Source organism: Sphaerisporangium sp. NPDC005289, assembly GCF_040607455.1.
Classification (GTDB): Bacteria; Actinomycetota; Actinomycetes; order Streptosporangiales; family Streptosporangiaceae; genus Sphaerisporangium; species Sphaerisporangium rhizosphaerae.
The window spans coordinates 86708-103340 of the sequence record NZ_JBEXGS010000011.1 but is presented as its reverse complement, the minus strand read 5'-3'; the positions used below and the strand labels follow the sequence as shown (position 1 = coordinate 103340).

Here is a 16633-nt window from a genome sequence, read left to right as displayed (position 1 = left end):
TGTTGAGAGTTCGCTTGTTGAAGCCGTCCCCCGGAGGCCCCAATGACCCACCAACCTGTCATACCTGTACCCGAGGCTGCCCCCACCCGGCCTCGTCCGCGTGCGCGCTCCGTGAGCGTCGTGCTCGCCATGCTGGCCGCCGTGGTCGCCGGCATCGGGCTGGTCGCCGGCACTGCCGGTGCGGCGACCATCCAGTCCGCAGTTCCCGCAGCGGCCACCCCCACGCCGAGCAGCACTGCGGGCGTCCTGCCGACCCCGAGCACGACGCCGACCATCTGCCCCACGTCGCCGACGGCGCTCATTCCATGGGGGACGGCGAGCCCAGCCGTGGCCAATGGCGACACCGTGCCGCCCACGCCGCACGGCGGGCCGGTCTTCACCGAGTGCGGACCGACCGTCGTGGTCAGCTGGGCGCCCGCCACCGACAACGTCGGCGTGGTCGGCTACTACATCCTGCGCAACATCAACCAGTCCGAACAGTTCTACCGCTACTTCGTGACGGGCACCTCGTTCGCGGTCAGCCACGTTGAGGGGCACGAGGTCTACACGGTCACGGCCGTGGACGCTGCCGGCAACGCCTCCGGACTTGGCCAAGCCATCACGGGATGCTGGTCGGCGTCCTGCCTGCCGTCGCCGTCGCCGTCGCCGTCTGGTGGGTACCCGTACGGCTACCCCGGCAATCAGATGCTGACGGTCAACGGGTCAACCGCCACCGTGAGTTGGGCCGCGGCCGGCAGCGTGCCTGTCGTGAGCTACCTGGTCGGCCACCAGTGGTACGAGGTCGGCGGGACGGTCCACGCCGAGTTCGTCACCGTTCCGGGCACCACGACCAGCCAGACCCTCAGCATCGCCGCCCCCGGCCTCCACACTTTCTGGGTCAGCGCCCTGGACGCGGCGGGCAACATCTCGCCGGCGCCCAACTATCTCGACTACGGTGTCCCCGTGCCGAGCCCGACCGTGCTCCCACCCACCAGCTGCACGGTCACCTACACCATCAACAGCCAATGGCCCGGCGGATTCCACACCGACGTGAAGATCCTCAACACCGGCAAGACCACCGTCCACGGCTGGCGGCTCACCTTCACCTTCGCCAACGGCCAGACGATCTCCCAGATCTGGAACGCCGTCCAAGTATCCAACGGCGTGTCCCCCACGGTCGCCCACGCCGACTGGAATCCGGACATCGCGGGCGGGGCCACCGTCTCCTTCGGATTCATCGGCACCTGGACCGGCACCAACTCGCGGCCCGTGGAGTACGCGCTCAACGGGTCGAAATGCTCAGCCGCCTGACCGGCGCAGCGGAGGCGCCAGCGCGCTGATCCGTCGGCTCGACGTCGTGGAAACGGATCGGCTCCGACCTGATTCTGTCGGGATCGATCTGACACACCCTGGGGTGCGATCCCGGCCGACCCGGCCTGGATCCCTGGCAGCCCTCACCGCAGTCGTCACAGACGCTAACCCGGTGGCCACGCCTCCGGCCGACCCCCGGCGGGCCGCCTCGATAACCAGCATGCACTGACCGTAACGGGAACAAGCCCCATCGTCAGAGGAAAGCCGTCGAAACGTCAGGGACCGTCTGCGGCACCGGACCAAGGAATGGCACGGTGTGCTGTCGGCCTGCGAGACTCTGTGGGAAGGCATCGGGAAAGATCAACCGGAGTCAACGGCTGACGGCCGGACATAGCCGGACACCGGCAACTGATCTAGAACACGAGAAAGCCCAGATCATCGGCTGATGATCTGGGCTTTCGTGCTGCGCGGCCGGGAGGACTCGAACCCCCAACCTTCTGATCCGTAGTCAGATGCTCTATCCATTGAGCTACGGCCGCCTGCTTGCCTCGACAAGCATAGCGGGTCTTCGGGGGTGCGCCGAACCGATATCGGGGGCGAGTTCGCGTCCGGTGGGAGTGGCCGCTGGGAGGGCAACCGGAGGGGCGCGGTGGTTGCGGAGAGGGTGGGAGTTGGGCGGGGCGACCGGGCGGGGTCAGGGGGCGGTGATCACGTGGATTTCGAAGCCGTCGCCGCTGACCACCTGGCCGGAGCGGATCTTGGCGCGTTTGCGCAGCTCCACCTCACCGTCGACCATGATCTCGCCATCGACGATGAGCAGCCCCGCCACCCCGCCGGTCTCGGCGATGTCGCAGATCTTCAACAGGTCGCACAGCGGGATGTACTCGGTGTGCAGGCGGAAGGTCTCCTCCCGGAATCTCGCGTTCACGTCATCAGCATAGGCATCACCCGGCAGGCCGGAGACATCGGTGATCGAGAGCGGGCGGGGCCGCCAAACCGGACAATACATCTGCAAAGTTTCGCGTTCGTGGGCGTGGCGCGATCCGGGGGTGGCAATGAACCACCTCGATCACATGAGGTGGCTCTGAGGGTCAGGACCTGCGGATTGAAGGCATGAACCATCAGCCAGGGATGTTCGGGACAGGCGGTCTCTCGGCGCAGGTCGCCGTGGCCATCGCGCTGACCTGCCTCGGAGCCGTGGTCGTCGTCGCGGCGCTGCTCAGGCGACGGCGCCACAAGGCGGTGGTGGCGCAGGCGCACACGGAACACGTCACCGAGCTGACCCGGAGCCTGCTCCGCACCCAGTACGACTATCCGCGCCCCAGCCTGGCCGACCTGGTGCAATCGAGCCGGAAGAGCGGCCTGACGATACGCCTCCACGTGGCCGGCTCGCCGCAGATGCTCCCCGACCCCGTCGACCTCGCCGGCATGCGGATCATCCAGGAGGCTCTGACCAACACCGTCAAACACGGCATGCCGAACGCGACCGTGGTGCTGGGGTACGGGCCGGGGCTGCTGACGGTGACCGTGGACAGCCCTATGAACGGGAAGACTCCCGCCTCCCGGGGTCCACACGAAGGACTGGCGACCATGCGCCGCCGCGCCGAGAAGATCGGCGGCTGGGTGTCGGCCGGGCCGTACCAGGGCGGCTGGCGGGTCCACGCGGAACTTCCGTTCCGATAGGTGTCAGCTGCCGCGCTCGGTCGGCGATGAGGCGAGCCCGTGCGTCCAGTCGGCCGTACCGCCGTACCACCGGAGCGCAGGTCGAGCACGGAGCCGGATACTCGGCAATCTCGGCGAGCTCGGGCTTCGCGGCCGCGTGCAGGCGGCGCTCCTGTGCGCGGGCCCGTGAGGTCAGCAGCCCGCGCTGCGAGGTCAGTCGGTGATGTAGAGGGAGAGGGACTCGGCGACGCAGGCCGGGCGGCGTTGGCCTTCGACCTCGATCGTGATGCGGAGGTTGGACAGCGTGCCGGAGGGGGTGCCCTTGACGTCCACCAGCTCGGCTCCGGCGCGGATGCGGCTGCCGACGGGCACCGGCGCCGGGAAGCGGACCTTGTTCAGCCCGTAGTTGATGCCCATCTTCAACCCGTCGACGCGGAACATCTGCGTCATGAAGGACGGGAGCAGGGCCAAGCTGAGGTACCCGTGGGCGATCGTCCCGCCGAACGGCCCGTCCTTGGCCCGTTCTTCGTCGACGTGGATCCATTGGTGGTCGTCTGTCGCGTCCGCGAACAGGTTGACCTGTTCCTGAGTGACCTCGCGCCATTCGGTGTACCCCAGGTGCTCACCGACGGCGGCTTTCAGCTCGGCGACTCCGGCGAAGATCCGCATGCCCGAATCTTATTCGGCCTTCTCGGGCACGGCCAGAGCCGACCAGCCCGAGTAGCGCGTCACCTCGACCAGGATCACCGGCCCCTCCGGCACGCGACCACGATATTGCGGGTACTTCGCGACAAGCGGGGCGAGCAGTGCGGGGAGACGCTCGTCCCCCCTCTCCACGACCGTCGCGAAGCCGTCGGCCCGCACCCACCACAGGGTCGTCCAGTCTTCGTGGTAGTGGTCCACGAGGACGCACACGTTCGGATTGACCTGGATGTTCCGCAGGCGCCGCAGCCGCGCGCCCGACTTGGGCTTGTGGTCGACGGCGGTGACGAGGCGATCGCCGTCGAGGGCGAAGGTGACCGGCACGAGATGCGGACGGCCGTCATCGCCGACGGTCGCCAGCCTCGCCACCCGGGCCTCGGCCATCCTGCCGCGGGCCCATCCGGCGCCGGCCCCGTCCGAACCGATCTCGACCGTGCCCACTCGCGTATCCAAGCACGTCCCGCCCACGCGGACGGTGACCGCCACGGGCGGGCCGGCTCAGACGGACGAACGCACGCGGCGGCGCCGGCCGGGTCGTGCCAGCAGCCAGGACGGTCAGGAGGGACCGGGGCTTCAGAACGCGGCGATGGTGGCCGGCGCGCGCTCGGCTCTGCTCAGGGCGCGCAGGACGGCCGTCGCACCGTGGCGGCGCACCGCGAGGCGGGACAGCAGGCCGACCACCGTCTCGACGGCGCTCTCTGTAAGTTCCGGAGTCGGGACCCCGACGCTGACCGCCAGGTCGTCCGAGTGGACGGCGAGCTCCATCAGGCGAGTGACCAGCAGGTCGTCGAGCGTCAGCGACCATGGCCCCCAGATCGGCATCCGGACCGTCCGATCCGCCGTCCCCGGCAGGACCTCGGCGAGCTCCTCGACGGCTGAGGCGGCGCGATCGGCCAGGGCAGCCGGCCCTTCGGCCGCGACCTCCTCGCCGCCGAGCCGGATGCCGACGTTGAACTCGTCGTCAACGCTCGCGCCGACCCACCGCGCCCGCTTGTAGTGCTCCAGGAGCGGGATGGTCTCCTCCGAAGGGACCGGCCCCGCGAGGACCTGCCGGACGACGAAGATCTGGTAGGCCAGGTGGCCGGCGAGACCGCTCACGGCGAACTCGGGCAGTGCGCTCGGCTCCTTCCAGGCGCCGGCGACGGCCGGTTCACGCAGCAGTCCCACGGCCGCGCGCGCCGCGGACAGGAAGTCGTCTTTGATGCCGCTCATCCCTGTGCTCCCTTCACGAGCCCATACCGCCTCACGATCTTGTCACGTCCGGTATGGGCGGTGAAGCCGAAGCTCCCTTCCGACCGCCGAGCGGGAGCGACCGCCGACACGAAGCGACCGCCGACACGGAACAGCCACGGCCCGTCGCGCTCAATGGGCGCGGCGCAGGGGTGGGCGGCGGGCCCAGGTGGCCCAGCGCCAGAGCCATTCGAGTGGGCCTTGCCGGTACCGGCGCAGCCACAGCGTGGACCACGACCACTGGACGGCGAGGATGGCGCCCGCGAGCGCGAACACCGCCGTCCACGACGAGCCGGCCGGCACTCCGAGGACACGGACGGCGAACAGCACCAGCACCGTCGCGGTCAGGTAGTTGGTCAGCGCCATCCGGCCCAGCGGCTCGAACACGGCCCGCAGCGCCGGCCGGAGCGGCGTCCTGAGCAGAAGCAGCAGGACGCACACGTACACGCCCGCCAGCAGCAGTCCGGGTACGGCCAGCGCGAGGGCGGGGCTCAGGCCATGGGAGTCGCCCGCTCGCGGACCCCCCTGCCACCACAGGGCGGGCGCCGCCCCCGCCGCGAGGACCAGGCCGAGCACGGCCGGACCACGCGCCGACCGCTCGATCCGGTCGACCACCCCGTACCGGGTCAGCGCGGAACCCAGCAGGAACAGCGCGGGGACGAGCATGGTCCCGCCGCCGTAGAGGGTCAGTGCCACCGCGGCGAGCACAGCGGCGAGGACGGCCACCGCCCAGCGCGGCAGCCAGGTCGAGGGCAGCAGCACCAGCAGGCCCACGACGGCGTAGACGGTGAGGATGTCGCCTCGCCACAGCAGCATGTGCGCCAGGCCGAGGCCGGACAGCACCAGCAGCCGGCGCAGCAGGACCACCCGCGGATTGGCGGTCCGGTCATGGGCCGATCGCAACAGCAGCGAGAATCCGACGCCGAACAGCAGGGAGAAGATGGGAAAGAAGCGCTGCTCGACCAGCATTCCCATCCACGGGCTCTCCAGGGCGGCGGACGAACGCCGCATCGCGTCGTCCACGTTGGCGATCGGCTGGACGTTCGCCAGCAGGATCCCGCACAGTGCGAACCCGCGCACCACGTCCAACGCGACGATCCGCGTCCGACGCGTGGGAGCCGTCGCGGGGGCACGACCGGAGCCAAGCGTCGAGGGGGCATGACCGGCGCCGAGCGTCACGGGAGGATGATCGGCACCGGACGTGGCAGACGTTCGACCGTCGATGGGCGCCGCGGACGGACGACCGGCGCGGGGCCGCGCGGGCCCCGCGCCGACGTGGGACGCCAAGGGTGGGGGATCTTCAGGGGGCATGGTGTCATCCTGCGGTCCCCCGCGCGCGCGGACATGAGCCGAAAGCCCGGTTCACCATCGCCACGGCCGTACTTTCGGCCGACCGGACACCGAGGCGACGACCACCCGCATGGTCGCCGGTCGGACACCGAGGCGACCACCGTGGTCGCCGGTCGCACATCAAGACGACCACCGTGGTCGCCGGTCGCGCACCGAGGCGACGACCAGTGGTCGTCTTGCTCACAGGAGCTCGACCAGGCGGCCGGCGACGCCGGATTCCAGCACGATCACCGCGCCGATCGCGACGAAGACGAGCGGCACCAGCCAATGTCCGAACCGCTCCACGAACGCGATGATCTTCTTGTGGGAGCCGAGCCAGTACCCGGCCGCGCACCACACGGCGATCAGGACGGCGAACGCGGCGATGGTGACCAGACTCGCCGTCAGGCCGATGGTGCGGAACATCGGCGTGTACACCGAGAGGTTGTCCGCGCCGTTGGCGATCGTGACGCCCGCCACCGAGAAGGCCCCGCCGGCCACGGCCACCGGCGCCCCGCCCTCCTGTCCCCCCTCACGCCCGGCACCCCGTCCACCGTTCCGGTCACGATGGCGGGCGCGGAGGGCGGAGATCAGACCGCGGATGCCGAAGGCGAGCGGTACCAGACCCAGCAGGCCGACCCAGCGGTCGGGGATGATGGTGAGGCCGAGGGCGGCGATCGCGGAGACGGCGACCAGCACGGCGATGCCCGCGTACTGCCCGGCGACGATCTGCCGTGCGCGGGGCTCGCGGCCGGCGCGGGCGGACAGGAACAGCACGGTCAGGATGATGATGTCATCGACGTTCGTGCCCGCGAAAACAGCGCAGGCGGTGCCGAGGGTCGCGACCAAGCCATCCATGAACGGCCAGCCTATGGCGAATACGATCGCGCACTCGACCCGGTCGCGGCCCAGGCCGCAACGCCGACCACCTCGCTCCTACCGGGCATGGAGGACCAACCGGATCTCCCATGACCGGCAGGACTGCAGAGGTGCCGTCTACGTCTCAACGTCGGCAGACGCCATGGCCGCGGGAACCGGCGCACGACTCCACCAGCGGCGAGCCTGGGTCGCCACCTCCAACTTCAGCTCGTACGGTGGCCAGGTGGACGATCCAGATCTCGCCTTCATCGCCGGCCTGCCACGCGTGCGCGCCGCCGCCGGTGCGCTCATCCGCGACGACGCCGGCCGCGTCCTGGTGGTGCGTCCGACGTACAAGCCAGGGTGGGACATCCCGGGCGGCATGATCGAGTTGGACGAGTCTCCCCGGGCCGCCTGCGCACGGGAGATCAAAGAGGAGCTGGGCATCGTCGCGTCGCTCGGAGCGATGCTCAGCGTCGACTGGGTTCCGCCGCGTCCTCCGTGGGACGGCGGCCTCATGTTCCTCTTCGACGGCGGTGTGATCACTGCGGCTCAGGCGGCGGACATCCGCCTTCCCGCCGACGAACTCGACGGCTTCATGTTCGCCGCATCTGAGCAGTTCGATGACCTGCTGCCGTCGTCCCTGGCGCGGCGGGTGACCGGTTCCCTGCATCGGCTGGGCGCCGGCGCCTGTTACCTGGAGGACGGCCTCCCGGTGGACTGACCGGCCACGCCGCCCGGCTTCACAGGGGCGTGGCCCTCGGCTCAAGTTGAGACGACAACGGGCCGGCTCCGCGCTCGAGTGCGTCGCGGGTCGCGTCATTCTCCGCGACGCCCGAACGGCCGCCTTGCCCGTCGGTCACTCTGGCGGTTCTCGCAGGCTTTCCAGTTCTACCTGCTGTGCCGCCAGGATGCGGGCGATGGCCAGTTGGACGATGGTCTCTATGGCCTCGGGGTCGGCCGCGGCCGTCGACTCATAGTGCGTCAGCGCTTTCCGGCAGGCTTCGACGGCACGGAGCTGTGCCCGTGCTTGCTCGGCCTGTGCGCGTTCTCGCAGGGGGATGACCCCTCGCGCCCTGTGTTCTCGCAGGTCCGTCAGGGCGTCCAGTGCGGCTTGTTCGGTGAGGTCGAGTTGGGCCTTGATGAGCTCTACAGAGGAGTTCATGGTGGTGCCTTACGTCCTTGACCGGCGCTCGATGCGTCCCGTTCGTCGACAGCGTTGTCCTTAGCGTGGTCCTTGCGGTCCCTAATCCCCGTTCAGGTTGGACGCAGGGTCGAGGCACATGGTTGTCCTGCCGTGTCTGGGAATTCCATGAGAACCGCGCGATGCCGCCGGCGACCGGATCCGCCTGCCACGTCGAAGCGCCGAGTCACCGACACCGCCCGGCGACACCTCCACAGCCGGTGTCCGACGTCGACGTCCCCGCTGCCGGTTCTTTCCGCATCCGATGTCCCCACTGCTGTCCTTTCCCACATCCGGCGTCCACGCATTGGGGCTCACCACCCGACGTCCGCCCGTCGGACCCGAACATCCGTCGTCCATGCATCCAGCGTTCAAATTTCGTGGCCGCGCATTCGCAATCCGCGATCCCCGGTCTTCGTCTCCGGATCCTCACATGATGATCTCCACCCTCCACATTACGGCGGCACGATCTTCACCCGCCATTTTCCTAACGCCTCAAACATCGATAAGAGCCGACATAAACCTTAACTCGGACGCATACCGTCACCGGCTGGATACCATCGGATCACCGGGCCAGGCGAGATTTTCCGATGGTCCCCGAATCTCATGCGAGGGCCTTTCGGGCCCTGTAGTACTGGCAGGAGCCGCCGTGAACCCCGCCTCCACGCCTTCCCCGCCGGAAAATCCGCCCCAGCCCTCTCCGCAAAGCGGCGGCGAGATCCGCCCGAACCGTTGGCGGCCGAGCTGGAAAGCCATCTTGGCTCTGCTGGCCGCCACCGCCGCCGGGGTCGCGTCCACATTGCTGGTCGACGGAGTGAACTCGGGCGTACGTTACGTCACCCAGCCGAAAGACCCCTTCGGCTGGACGGTCGACCTCAACCCCGAGGACGCGGACTACTGCCACAAGTACGTCATCGACCACGACCTCAAGGAGGTCGGCCCTCGCCCGGAAAGCTGGGGCATGCTGTACGGCTGGGCACGCGACCTCAAGGCCGCCGACGGCGAGACCTCGACCGTGGACGTCTACGTGCAGGGATTCACGAGTTCAGCCGTGGTCCTGCGCCGTATCCGCGTCGTCGTGGATCGGCGCCTTCCCCCCCGCCCCGGGTCACACGTACTGGATGGGGGCCGGCTGCGGCGGACGGCTCGAAGTGCGGGAACTGGCGGTGGACCTGGACGCGGCCACTCCCGTGCTCGAACAGGTGGCCTCACAAGGAAGGCCCGCGGCCGAGTTCCCTTACAGCGTCTCGGCAGAGAGCCCCGAGGCGTTCCGCGTCAAGGCCACGACCACGCGGAACCTGTATGAGTGGCATATCGAACTCGACTGGTCGAGCCAGGACAGGACGGGCACCACCCGCATCGACGATCTCGGCCGTTCTTTCCGCACGACCAGGGCGGCCGAGACCGGTTACACCTGGTCGGCACCCAATGCGGACACGACGAAAACCTGGTGTGAGAATGTCCACGGCATCGTCTGCCCGAAGTCCTGAACCGGCGCGGACCGGCACCCGGCATACCCCGAGTTCGCGGAATCCATCGAGTGGGTCGACGAGGGCGCGTGTAGCGGCTCTGACTCGCATGCGGGCGGCTTTCCCGGAGAAAGCCGCGATCACCATTCGGCCTCAGGACAGAAAGCACCGCGCACCGCGCAGTACGGTCCGGATTCGTCGCTGGGTCATGTCGCATTCCAGGCGCACGTCGGCCGGGCCGGACAGGCCGGTGTCCGCTCGCCGGCCTGCGGGCAACCGGTCCGCGTCGAGGCCGTCTCGTCGGGCGATGAGCAGCCCCAGCTCGTACCGGGTCATCGCGTCGGTCCCGGCGACATGGTGGACGCCGTGGTACTCGGACGCGGCGAGTTCGAGGAGCGCCGCGGCGAGATCGACGACATGCACGGGACATCGGACGACGTCGGTGAACAGCCTTCCTTTCACCTGGCCGGTGGCCAGTGAACGCACCAGCGCCTCGTGCGGAGAACCACCGTCACCGATGATCAGGGATGTCCGGGCCAGCACCGCGGTCGGCGCGATCGCGCTCACGGCGGTCTCGGCAGCGGCCTTGGCGGCACCATACGGGGTGATCGGGTCAGGAACGCACGTCTCGTCATAGCGAATCGCGGCCCCGGAGAACACCGCGTCGCTGGACACGTGGACCAGTCGCCCGCCTGTCGCAGAGGCGGCGAGGGCCACGTTCGCGGATCCGGTCGCCGTGGTCGCCCAGTCTGTCTGCCGGTACGCGGCATTGATGACGACCTCCGGGCGAACCGATCGGACCAGCGCGCCGACGTCCTCTCGTCGGCGCACGTCAAGCGGCAGCCACTCGACACCCGTGGTCTCTCCGGACCGGCTCGAATAGGTCGCGATCACCTCGTATCCGGCGCTCGAACTCTGCCGGACGAGTTCGCCGCCAAGGAATCCGCTGCCACCGACGATCAGGACTCTCATGGCCGGTCACCCTAGCCCGGGCCCTCTTCGGCCAGACTGAGCCCATGGAGTACGTCGGCCGGGTGCCCGCACCGCCGCTCGACCGGTTCATCGACGACATCTACTGCCTGACCGGAGTGCCACGCCACCGCCTGATGAACGTCCCGCCGATGCCGTCGGCACACCTGTTCATCAACCTGGGCGGACCCACCCGCCTGTGGGATTCCGACCCTGCGGTACCGCCGGCGGTGTTCGCCGATGGGTGGTTCATGGGTGTATGGACCAGGCGTTTCCTTCTCGAATACCCCGAACGGGTGCGACTCGTCGGCGTGCACTTCAAACCGTGGGGGATCTCGCCGTTCGTGGACATGCCGGCGGACGAACTGCGGAACCGATGGGTGCCGGTCGACGCCGTCTGGCAGCGGTCCGTGGACCGGATCCGCAATCAGGTCGGTGACCTCGCATCCGCCGCCGAAACGTTGCGCGCACTGGAGGAGGAACTGCGATCGCGGCTCGCCGAGGGACCATCGCGCGGTCTCGACCTGGTCCAGCACACGGGTGGACGTCTGGAGTCCTCCCACGGCGTGGTCCCGGTCAGTGTGCTGGCGGATTCCGCCGGGGTGAGCGGCAATCATTTGGCCACGCAGTTCAGGTCCCATGTCGGGGTCACCCCCAAGCGGGTGGCGCGCATCTACCGCTTCGCGCGGCTGATCGTGTCCGTGGACGCGCTGCGTCCGGTCGACTGGTCGGAGCTCGCCCAGACGGCGGGCTACTTCGACCAGGCCCACTTCATCAGGGAGTTCAAGGACTTCACCGGCCACACTCCGACGGAATACCTGGCCCTGCGGCGTCGATTCCCCGCCGAGCCGGGATTCCCGCCGGACAGCGGTCCGATGCCCGTTGATTGATTTTTTACAAGCTCGCTCGTGCCCGGAGACGCCACGATCGGAGGCGAACGCGCAAGGCGACCCAAGGAGAACCCGTGGGCACAGTGATCATGCACAACGTGGCGTCGGTCGACGGCTTCATCGCCGACGAGAACGACGAGGTCGGGCCGCTCCACGATTGGTACTTCAACGGGGACACCCCGATCACCGGAGGCGGTGACCAGCACTACGGCCATTCCGGATCCGGAAGCCGCATCAAGGTCCCACGCGCATCGGCGGAGTACGTCCGGTCGGTGTGGGACGCGATGGGCACGATCGTGATGGGCCGTACCCTTTTCGACCTGGTGAACGGCTGGGAGGGCCGGCCGCCCGCCGGCGAGCACGTGGTCGTGGTGTCCCACCGTCCCAAGCCCGAGGGGTGGCACCCCGAGGCGTCGTACCACTTCGTGGATGACGTGACGGCTGCGATCGACAAGGCCCAGGAACTCGCCGGGGACCGCATCGTCGCCGTGAACGCCGGCGATGTGGGCGGCCAGATCCTCGCGGCCGGCCTCGTGGACGAGGTGGCGATGGACGTGGTGCCGGTGGTGTTCGGGTCGGGCAAACGCTTCTTCGGCGGCATCGACAAGCAGCACCTGCTGGAGGACCCCCACGTGGTGATCCAGAGCGAGCGGATCCTCCACCTGAGGTACAAGGTACGCCGCTAGATCCCCGACGCCGTCGATATCGGCGAGCTCAACACCACACTCCTATGGACGGCTCTGAGCTCCCTGGACTGCAACTCCGCGTCAGAAGTGCATGGTTCGCGGCCAGCTCGACGTCTGAGGCCTGTCCCTGCTCTTGGGCGGGTTCGCCGGCCGTATGAGGAACCCGGTCGGGCCCGCCGTCGCGGATGGCCGCGTGGACCGCATCACCCCTGCCTGAGCCGTGACTAGGGTGCTGTGGTGGGCACATCCCGATCCTCTTGGCGTAACACCACCCATGACTGGGCGGCCGACGTCGATCTCGGTCACCTCGCCGGTATCCGAGGGGACCCGGCCGAGTTCGCCCCCGGCGGCGTCCGGCACCTGATCCTCGAGGTCCTCGCCTACGCGGCCGACGAGGCGGCGAGCACGGGCGCCGGACGCTGCACCGTCACCCTCCACCCCGACGGCTCGGTCTCCGTGGCCGACGAGGGGAGAGGCACCGACACCCGCTTCGATGAGCACGGGCGGCCGGTGAAGAAGCCCGTCATGGCGTCCAAGGACCTGCGTTTTTTCGACGACCCCGGCGCGGAGACGCTTCCCGACGGGCATCCGCGCCGTGGCATGTCCGTCGTCGCCGCGCTCAGCGAGTGGCTCGTCCACACCAACCGCCGCCTGAGTGGATCTTGGGTCCAGCGGTACGAGCAGGGCGTCCCTGTCTCCGGCCTGGAGACCGTCGCCGGCGATGGTGTCACAGGGACGACCGTGCACTTTCTGCCCGACCTCCGCCTGCCCCCACTCGCCGGCGACCTGCGCCGCTTGGCGGACGGCCGGCCTGGCCTGGTCGTGACCGTCGACGACCGCCGTGGTGGCTGACCGATCGAGGTCTGTGCCAGCTGGCAGAACCGCGACCCTGACTGTTCGGGCAGCAGAAAGGCCCCCGCCCGATAATCGGGAGAGGGCCTCTGAAGTGCGGAGGCTCGGGGATTTGAACCCCGGATGGGCTGTAGACCCAAACCGCATTAGCAGTGCGGCGCCATAGACCTGACTAGGCGAAGCCTCCTGGTGCCCGACCGGCCTGTTGAGGGCCTGACTGGCTCAGCACAGAGTACCGGCCTTGATGCTAAGCGGCAAAGTGGATTCGGCGTGGCAACCGAACATGTCGCGCAAGAGCGGTTCGTCGGCCTTCATGCCCGGGCCGCGGGATGTCCGGATGCCGGGGCGGAAGACGGCCGCGCGCCCGGGTTGCGGGGTGTCCGTGTGCCGGGTGTTGAAGACGGCCGTGTGCCGGGTGTTGAGGACGGGCGTCTGCCGGCCTGGCGGTGTTGCATGGGGGGTGGAGGACCGATGGCCAGGGCCGGGGAGTGGGCCGGCCCTGGGGGTCCATGGGGAGGAGAAGGTTTCCCACACACTCTGTCCACAGGCTGTGGACACAGGGTGTCGCGACACCGGCGGTCAGGCGCGGCGCTGGGCCTCGCCCTCGATCTCGATCTTGATCTTCTTGCCGACCAGGACGCCGCCGGTCTCCAGGGCGACGTTCCAGGTGAGGCCGAACTCCTCGCGCTCGATCTCGGTCTCGATCTCGAAGCCGAACAGCTCCTGGCCCCAGGGGTTGGTGCCGGCGCCACCGTACTCGACCTTCAGCGTGACCTCCTTGGTGACGTCACGGATGGTGAGGTCGCCGACGACGACGAGCTCGTCGCCGGAGTGGCTGACGACGCGGGTGCTGCGGAAGGTCAGCTCGGGGAACTTGTCCACCGCGAGGAAGTCGTCGCTGCGCAGGTGGTTGTCGCGGTCGTCGCTGCCGGTGTCGATGCTGGCGGTCTTGATGGTGAGCTCGGCCGAGGACTCCATCGGGTTCTCGGCGATGGTGACGGTGCCGGCGAAGTCGCCGAAGCGGCCGCGGACCTTGCTGACCATCATGTGCTTGGTGACGAATCCCACGCGGGTGTGGGCGACGTCCAGGTCGAAGACGCCGGGGGTCGGGATGGCGATGCCTTCCCAGGTGCGAGTGCTCATGTTCCATCTCCCGTGGACTAGTGGATCGCTGGGCTTGATGCTTGCTCCAACAGATGTCTACCTGAGGAATATTCCACCCGTCAACTAACGTCGTCTAGAGTATGAGCGTGACACCAGCTGACGACCCCCGGCTCACGGCGATGGGCCTGATGGCCGAGGTCTACTTGGGCCTTACCGCGAAGATGAACGCCGCATTCACCGCCTCAGGATTGTCCGAGATCGACTTTGAGACATTGATCCGCCTGTACCGGTCCCCCGGCCGCAGGCTCCGCATGAGCGACCTCGCGGCCCAGACGTCGCTGTCCACCAGTGGGGTGACCCGCGTCGTGGACCGTCTGGAGCGCGAGGGCCTGGTCGAGCGGGTGGCCTGCGCCACCGACCGCCGGGCCTCCTACGCGACGCTGACCGACGCCGGCGCCGCCCGCCTCGAGACCGTGCTCCCCCAGCACATCGAGGACATCGAGACGTGGTTCACCGGCCTGCTGCCCCCTGAGCGACTGGAGGACTTCCTGGCCAGCTTGCGCATCATCCGCGACGTCGTGCGGCCCTGTGCCACCGCCGGCGCGACGGACCTTTCGGATCTCAGCTCTCGACAATCGTGAGCTCCCCGCGGGCGTGCATCTCGCGCAGGCTGCGCTTGGCGAACTTGCCGACGCTCGTCTTGGGCACCGCATCGATGAAGGCCCAGCGTTCGGGCACCTGCCAGCGCGCCACCTTCCCCGACAGGAACTCCCGGAGCTCCGCCACTCCGGTCGTTCCGTCGAGCACGACGCATGCCAGCGGACGCTCGCCCCAGCGTTCGTCCGGCACCCCGATGACCGCCGCCTCCACCACGGCGGGATGCCCCATCAGGGCGTTCTCCAGCTCGACCGACGAGATCCACTCCCCGCCGGACTTGATGACGTCTTTGGCGCGGTCGGTCAGCGTGACGTAGCCGCGCGCGTCCAGTCGGCCCACGTCGCCCGTGCGCAGCCAGCCGTCGTGGAACCGCGAAGGGTCCTCCTCCAGGTGGTAGGACGCGGTGACCCACGGCCCGCGCACCTCCAGTTCGCCCACCGCGACCCCGTCGGAGGCCAGCACGGCGTCGCCCGCGCCGACGATGCGGGCCTCGACGCCGGCCAGCAGCCGCCCCTGCGTGGCCCGCAGGTCCCAGGAGTCCCCGTGGGCGACCGTCGCCAGCGGCGAGGTCTCGGTCATGCCCCACGCCTGCACGACCTGGACCCCGAACTCGTCGGACAGCGCGCGCATCAGCGACTCCGGCACCGCCGATCCGCCGCACGGCACCAGGCGCAGGGACGACAGGTCCGCCCCGTGCCGGCGGGCGTGGCGCAGCAGGTCGCCCCAGATCGTCGGGACGGCGCCCGAGACCGTCGGCCGTTCCTCGGCGATGATCCTCGCCAGGTGCTCCGCCTGCAGGAAGCGGTCGGGCATGACGAGCGAGGCCCCGGCCATCAGCGCGGCGTACGGCAGTCCCCAGGCGTTGGCGTGGAACATCGGCACGATCGGCAGCACCCGGTCGCGGCTGGACAGGCCCATGGCGTTGGCCGTGCACACGCTCATGGAGTGCAGGTAGGCCGAGCGGTGGCTGTAGGCGACCCCCTTGGGGTTGCCCGTCGTGCCGCTGGTGTAGCACATGGCCGCGGCGGCGCGCTCGTCCAGGTCGGGCCAGTCGAACGCGTCCGGGGCCTGGTCGAGGAGCGTGCGGTAGTCGTGCACCTGCTTGCCCGCGGAGGCGAGCGGCGCGGTGTCGGCGGCCCCGATGACGATCACGTGCCGCACGGTCTTCATCTCGGGCAGGATCGGGGCGAGCACCGGGACGAGCGAGGCGTCCACGATGACGACGTCGTCCTCGGCGTGCCCGGCGATGTAGGCGATCTGCTCGGGGAACAGGCGGATGTTGAGGGTGTGCAGGACCGCCCCCATGCTGGGCACGGCGAGATAGGCGGTCAGGTGCTCGGCGCTGTTCCAGCCGAAGGTCGCGACCCGCTGGTCGCCGTCCACGCCGAGGGCGCGCAGCGCGCCCGCCAGCCGCGCCGCCTCCCGGGCCAGTTCCCCGTAGGACATGCGGCGGTAGCCGTCGCCGGTGTACGTCACGACCTCGCGGTCGGCGAACAGTCCGGTGCCGTGCCGCATGATCGAGGTGATGGTGAGCGGATGGTCGGGCATGGTGCTGCGCATCTGACGGACCTCCGCTGGCGAGCCCCGGCCTGGGCGCCGGTTCGTGATTGTCGTCCGGCTCCGAGTCTCGTCCGCTCCCGCGTCTCAGACAAGCGCTCGTTCACACCGGCCCGCGCCACAGAGCCACTCGTTCGCCTCCTCCCCCCGAGGGGGCGACTCGTTCACCTCCACCCGCCGCGGAGGGCGACTGGT

Annotated in this window: 18 protein-coding genes and 2 tRNA genes; 8 read left to right on the top strand and 12 right to left on the bottom strand. The window is 69.1% G+C overall.

The window, feature by feature from the left end:
• The first annotated feature begins 111 nt into the window (after positions 1-111).
• A complete protein-coding gene (locus ABZT47_RS20570) occupies positions 112-1290 on the top strand; it encodes a cellulose binding domain-containing protein (RefSeq protein WP_354844158.1) in 1179 nt (392 codons plus the stop codon).
• 466 nt (positions 1291-1756) lie between these two features.
• Here the strand turns inward: ABZT47_RS20570 and ABZT47_RS20565 are convergent.
• Together ABZT47_RS20565 and ABZT47_RS20560 are read right to left on the bottom strand one after the other, a co-directional pair.
• Positions 1757-1829: transfer RNA gene (locus tag ABZT47_RS20565), tRNA-Arg, on the bottom strand.
• Positions 1830-1984: 155 nt separating this feature from the next.
• A complete protein-coding gene (locus ABZT47_RS20560; protein ID WP_354844155.1) occupies positions 1985-2218 on the bottom strand; it encodes an RNA-binding S4 domain-containing protein in 234 nt (77 codons plus the stop codon).
• Between the two features lie 185 nt (positions 2219-2403).
• On the opposite strand from ABZT47_RS20560, the gene ABZT47_RS20555 reads away from it, so the two are divergent.
• Entirely contained in the window at positions 2404-2973 is a 570-nt protein-coding gene (locus ABZT47_RS20555) for a hypothetical protein (protein ID WP_354844152.1), read from the top strand.
• A 192-nt stretch (positions 2974-3165) separates the two neighbouring features.
• On the opposite strand, the gene ABZT47_RS20550 is transcribed toward ABZT47_RS20555, so the two are convergent.
• The 5 genes from ABZT47_RS20550 to ABZT47_RS20530 all read right to left on the bottom strand — a co-directional run bounded on the left by ABZT47_RS20550 (position 3166) and on the right by ABZT47_RS20530 (position 7071).
• Positions 3166-3621: a MaoC family dehydratase gene (locus ABZT47_RS20550; RefSeq protein WP_354844150.1), complete on the bottom strand. Its 456-nt coding sequence runs from the start codon at positions 3619-3621 to the stop codon at positions 3166-3168.
• A gap of 9 nt (positions 3622-3630) precedes the next feature.
• Positions 3631-4038 (bottom strand): TIGR03668 family PPOX class F420-dependent oxidoreductase, encoded by a 408-nt coding sequence (locus tag ABZT47_RS20545; RefSeq protein WP_354844623.1) that lies wholly within the window; start codon positions 4036-4038, stop codon positions 3631-3633.
• 189 nt (positions 4039-4227) lie between these two features.
• The gene (locus tag ABZT47_RS20540) at positions 4228-4866 is read right to left on the bottom strand and encodes a maleylpyruvate isomerase N-terminal domain-containing protein (protein WP_354844147.1); all 639 of its coding nucleotides are present in this window, start codon (positions 4864-4866) and stop codon (positions 4228-4230) included.
• Positions 4867-5016: 150 nt separating this feature from the next.
• Positions 5017-5967: a DUF418 domain-containing protein gene (locus ABZT47_RS20535; protein ID WP_354844621.1), complete on the bottom strand. Its 951-nt coding sequence runs from the start codon at positions 5965-5967 to the stop codon at positions 5017-5019.
• A 447-nt stretch (positions 5968-6414) separates the two neighbouring features.
• Positions 6415-7071, bottom strand: coding sequence for a cadmium resistance transporter (locus ABZT47_RS20530; protein ID WP_354844144.1), 657 nt, complete (start codon positions 7069-7071; stop codon positions 6415-6417).
• A gap of 244 nt (positions 7072-7315) precedes the next feature.
• On the opposite strand from ABZT47_RS20530, the gene ABZT47_RS20525 reads away from it, so the two are divergent.
• On the top strand, positions 7316-7795 hold the full coding sequence (locus ABZT47_RS20525) for an NUDIX hydrolase (RefSeq protein WP_354844141.1): 480 nt from the start codon (positions 7316-7318) through the stop codon (positions 7793-7795).
• Between the two features lie 135 nt (positions 7796-7930).
• Here ABZT47_RS20525 and ABZT47_RS20520 read toward each other — a convergent pair whose 3' ends face one another.
• The gene (locus ABZT47_RS20520) at positions 7931-8236 is read right to left on the bottom strand and encodes a hypothetical protein (RefSeq protein ID WP_354844139.1); all 306 of its coding nucleotides are present in this window, start codon (positions 8234-8236) and stop codon (positions 7931-7933) included.
• Positions 8237-9420: 1184 nt separating this feature from the next.
• Between ABZT47_RS20520 and ABZT47_RS20515 the strand changes: the two genes are divergently transcribed.
• Positions 9421-9744: a hypothetical protein gene (locus tag ABZT47_RS20515; RefSeq protein WP_354844136.1), complete on the top strand. Its 324-nt coding sequence runs from the start codon at positions 9421-9423 to the stop codon at positions 9742-9744.
• Between the two features lie 132 nt (positions 9745-9876).
• Here the strand turns inward: ABZT47_RS20515 and ABZT47_RS20510 are convergent, their stop codons facing one another.
• Positions 9877-10695, bottom strand: coding sequence for a sugar nucleotide-binding protein (locus ABZT47_RS20510; RefSeq protein WP_354844134.1), 819 nt, complete (start codon positions 10693-10695; stop codon positions 9877-9879).
• Between the two features lie 44 nt (positions 10696-10739).
• Here ABZT47_RS20510 and ABZT47_RS20505 point away from each other — a divergent pair, with 44 nt between their 5' ends.
• The 3 genes from ABZT47_RS20505 (at position 10740) to ABZT47_RS20495 (ending at position 13120) form a co-directional block, all read left to right on the top strand.
• Positions 10740-11582, top strand: coding sequence for a helix-turn-helix domain-containing protein (locus ABZT47_RS20505; RefSeq protein WP_354844131.1), 843 nt, complete (start codon positions 10740-10742; stop codon positions 11580-11582).
• A 74-nt stretch (positions 11583-11656) separates the two neighbouring features.
• Positions 11657-12268 (top strand): dihydrofolate reductase family protein, encoded by a 612-nt coding sequence (locus ABZT47_RS20500; RefSeq protein ID WP_354844128.1) that lies wholly within the window; start codon positions 11657-11659, stop codon positions 12266-12268.
• A gap of 237 nt (positions 12269-12505) precedes the next feature.
• Complete coding sequence (locus ABZT47_RS20495) at positions 12506-13120, top strand: hypothetical protein (RefSeq protein ID WP_354844125.1); 615 nt, start codon at positions 12506-12508, stop codon at positions 13118-13120.
• Between the two features lie 97 nt (positions 13121-13217).
• Here the strand turns inward: ABZT47_RS20495 and ABZT47_RS20490 are convergent.
• A tRNA-Ser gene (locus tag ABZT47_RS20490) sits at positions 13218-13307 on the bottom strand.
• Between the two features lie 392 nt (positions 13308-13699).
• Positions 13700-14263 (bottom strand): YceI family protein, encoded by a 564-nt coding sequence (locus tag ABZT47_RS20485; RefSeq protein ID WP_354844122.1) that lies wholly within the window; start codon positions 14261-14263, stop codon positions 13700-13702.
• 101 nt (positions 14264-14364) lie between these two features.
• Between ABZT47_RS20485 and ABZT47_RS20480 the strand changes: the two genes are divergently transcribed.
• Positions 14365-14865 (top strand): MarR family transcriptional regulator, encoded by a 501-nt coding sequence (locus ABZT47_RS20480; RefSeq protein WP_354844119.1) that lies wholly within the window; start codon positions 14365-14367, stop codon positions 14863-14865.
• On the opposite strand, the gene ABZT47_RS20475 is transcribed toward ABZT47_RS20480, so the two are convergent.
• Positions 14846-16441: a long-chain fatty acid--CoA ligase gene (locus tag ABZT47_RS20475; RefSeq protein WP_354844116.1), complete on the bottom strand. Its 1596-nt coding sequence runs from the start codon at positions 16439-16441 to the stop codon at positions 14846-14848. The genes ABZT47_RS20480 and ABZT47_RS20475 overlap by 20 nt on opposite strands.
• Positions 16442-16633: the final 192 nt, after the last annotated feature.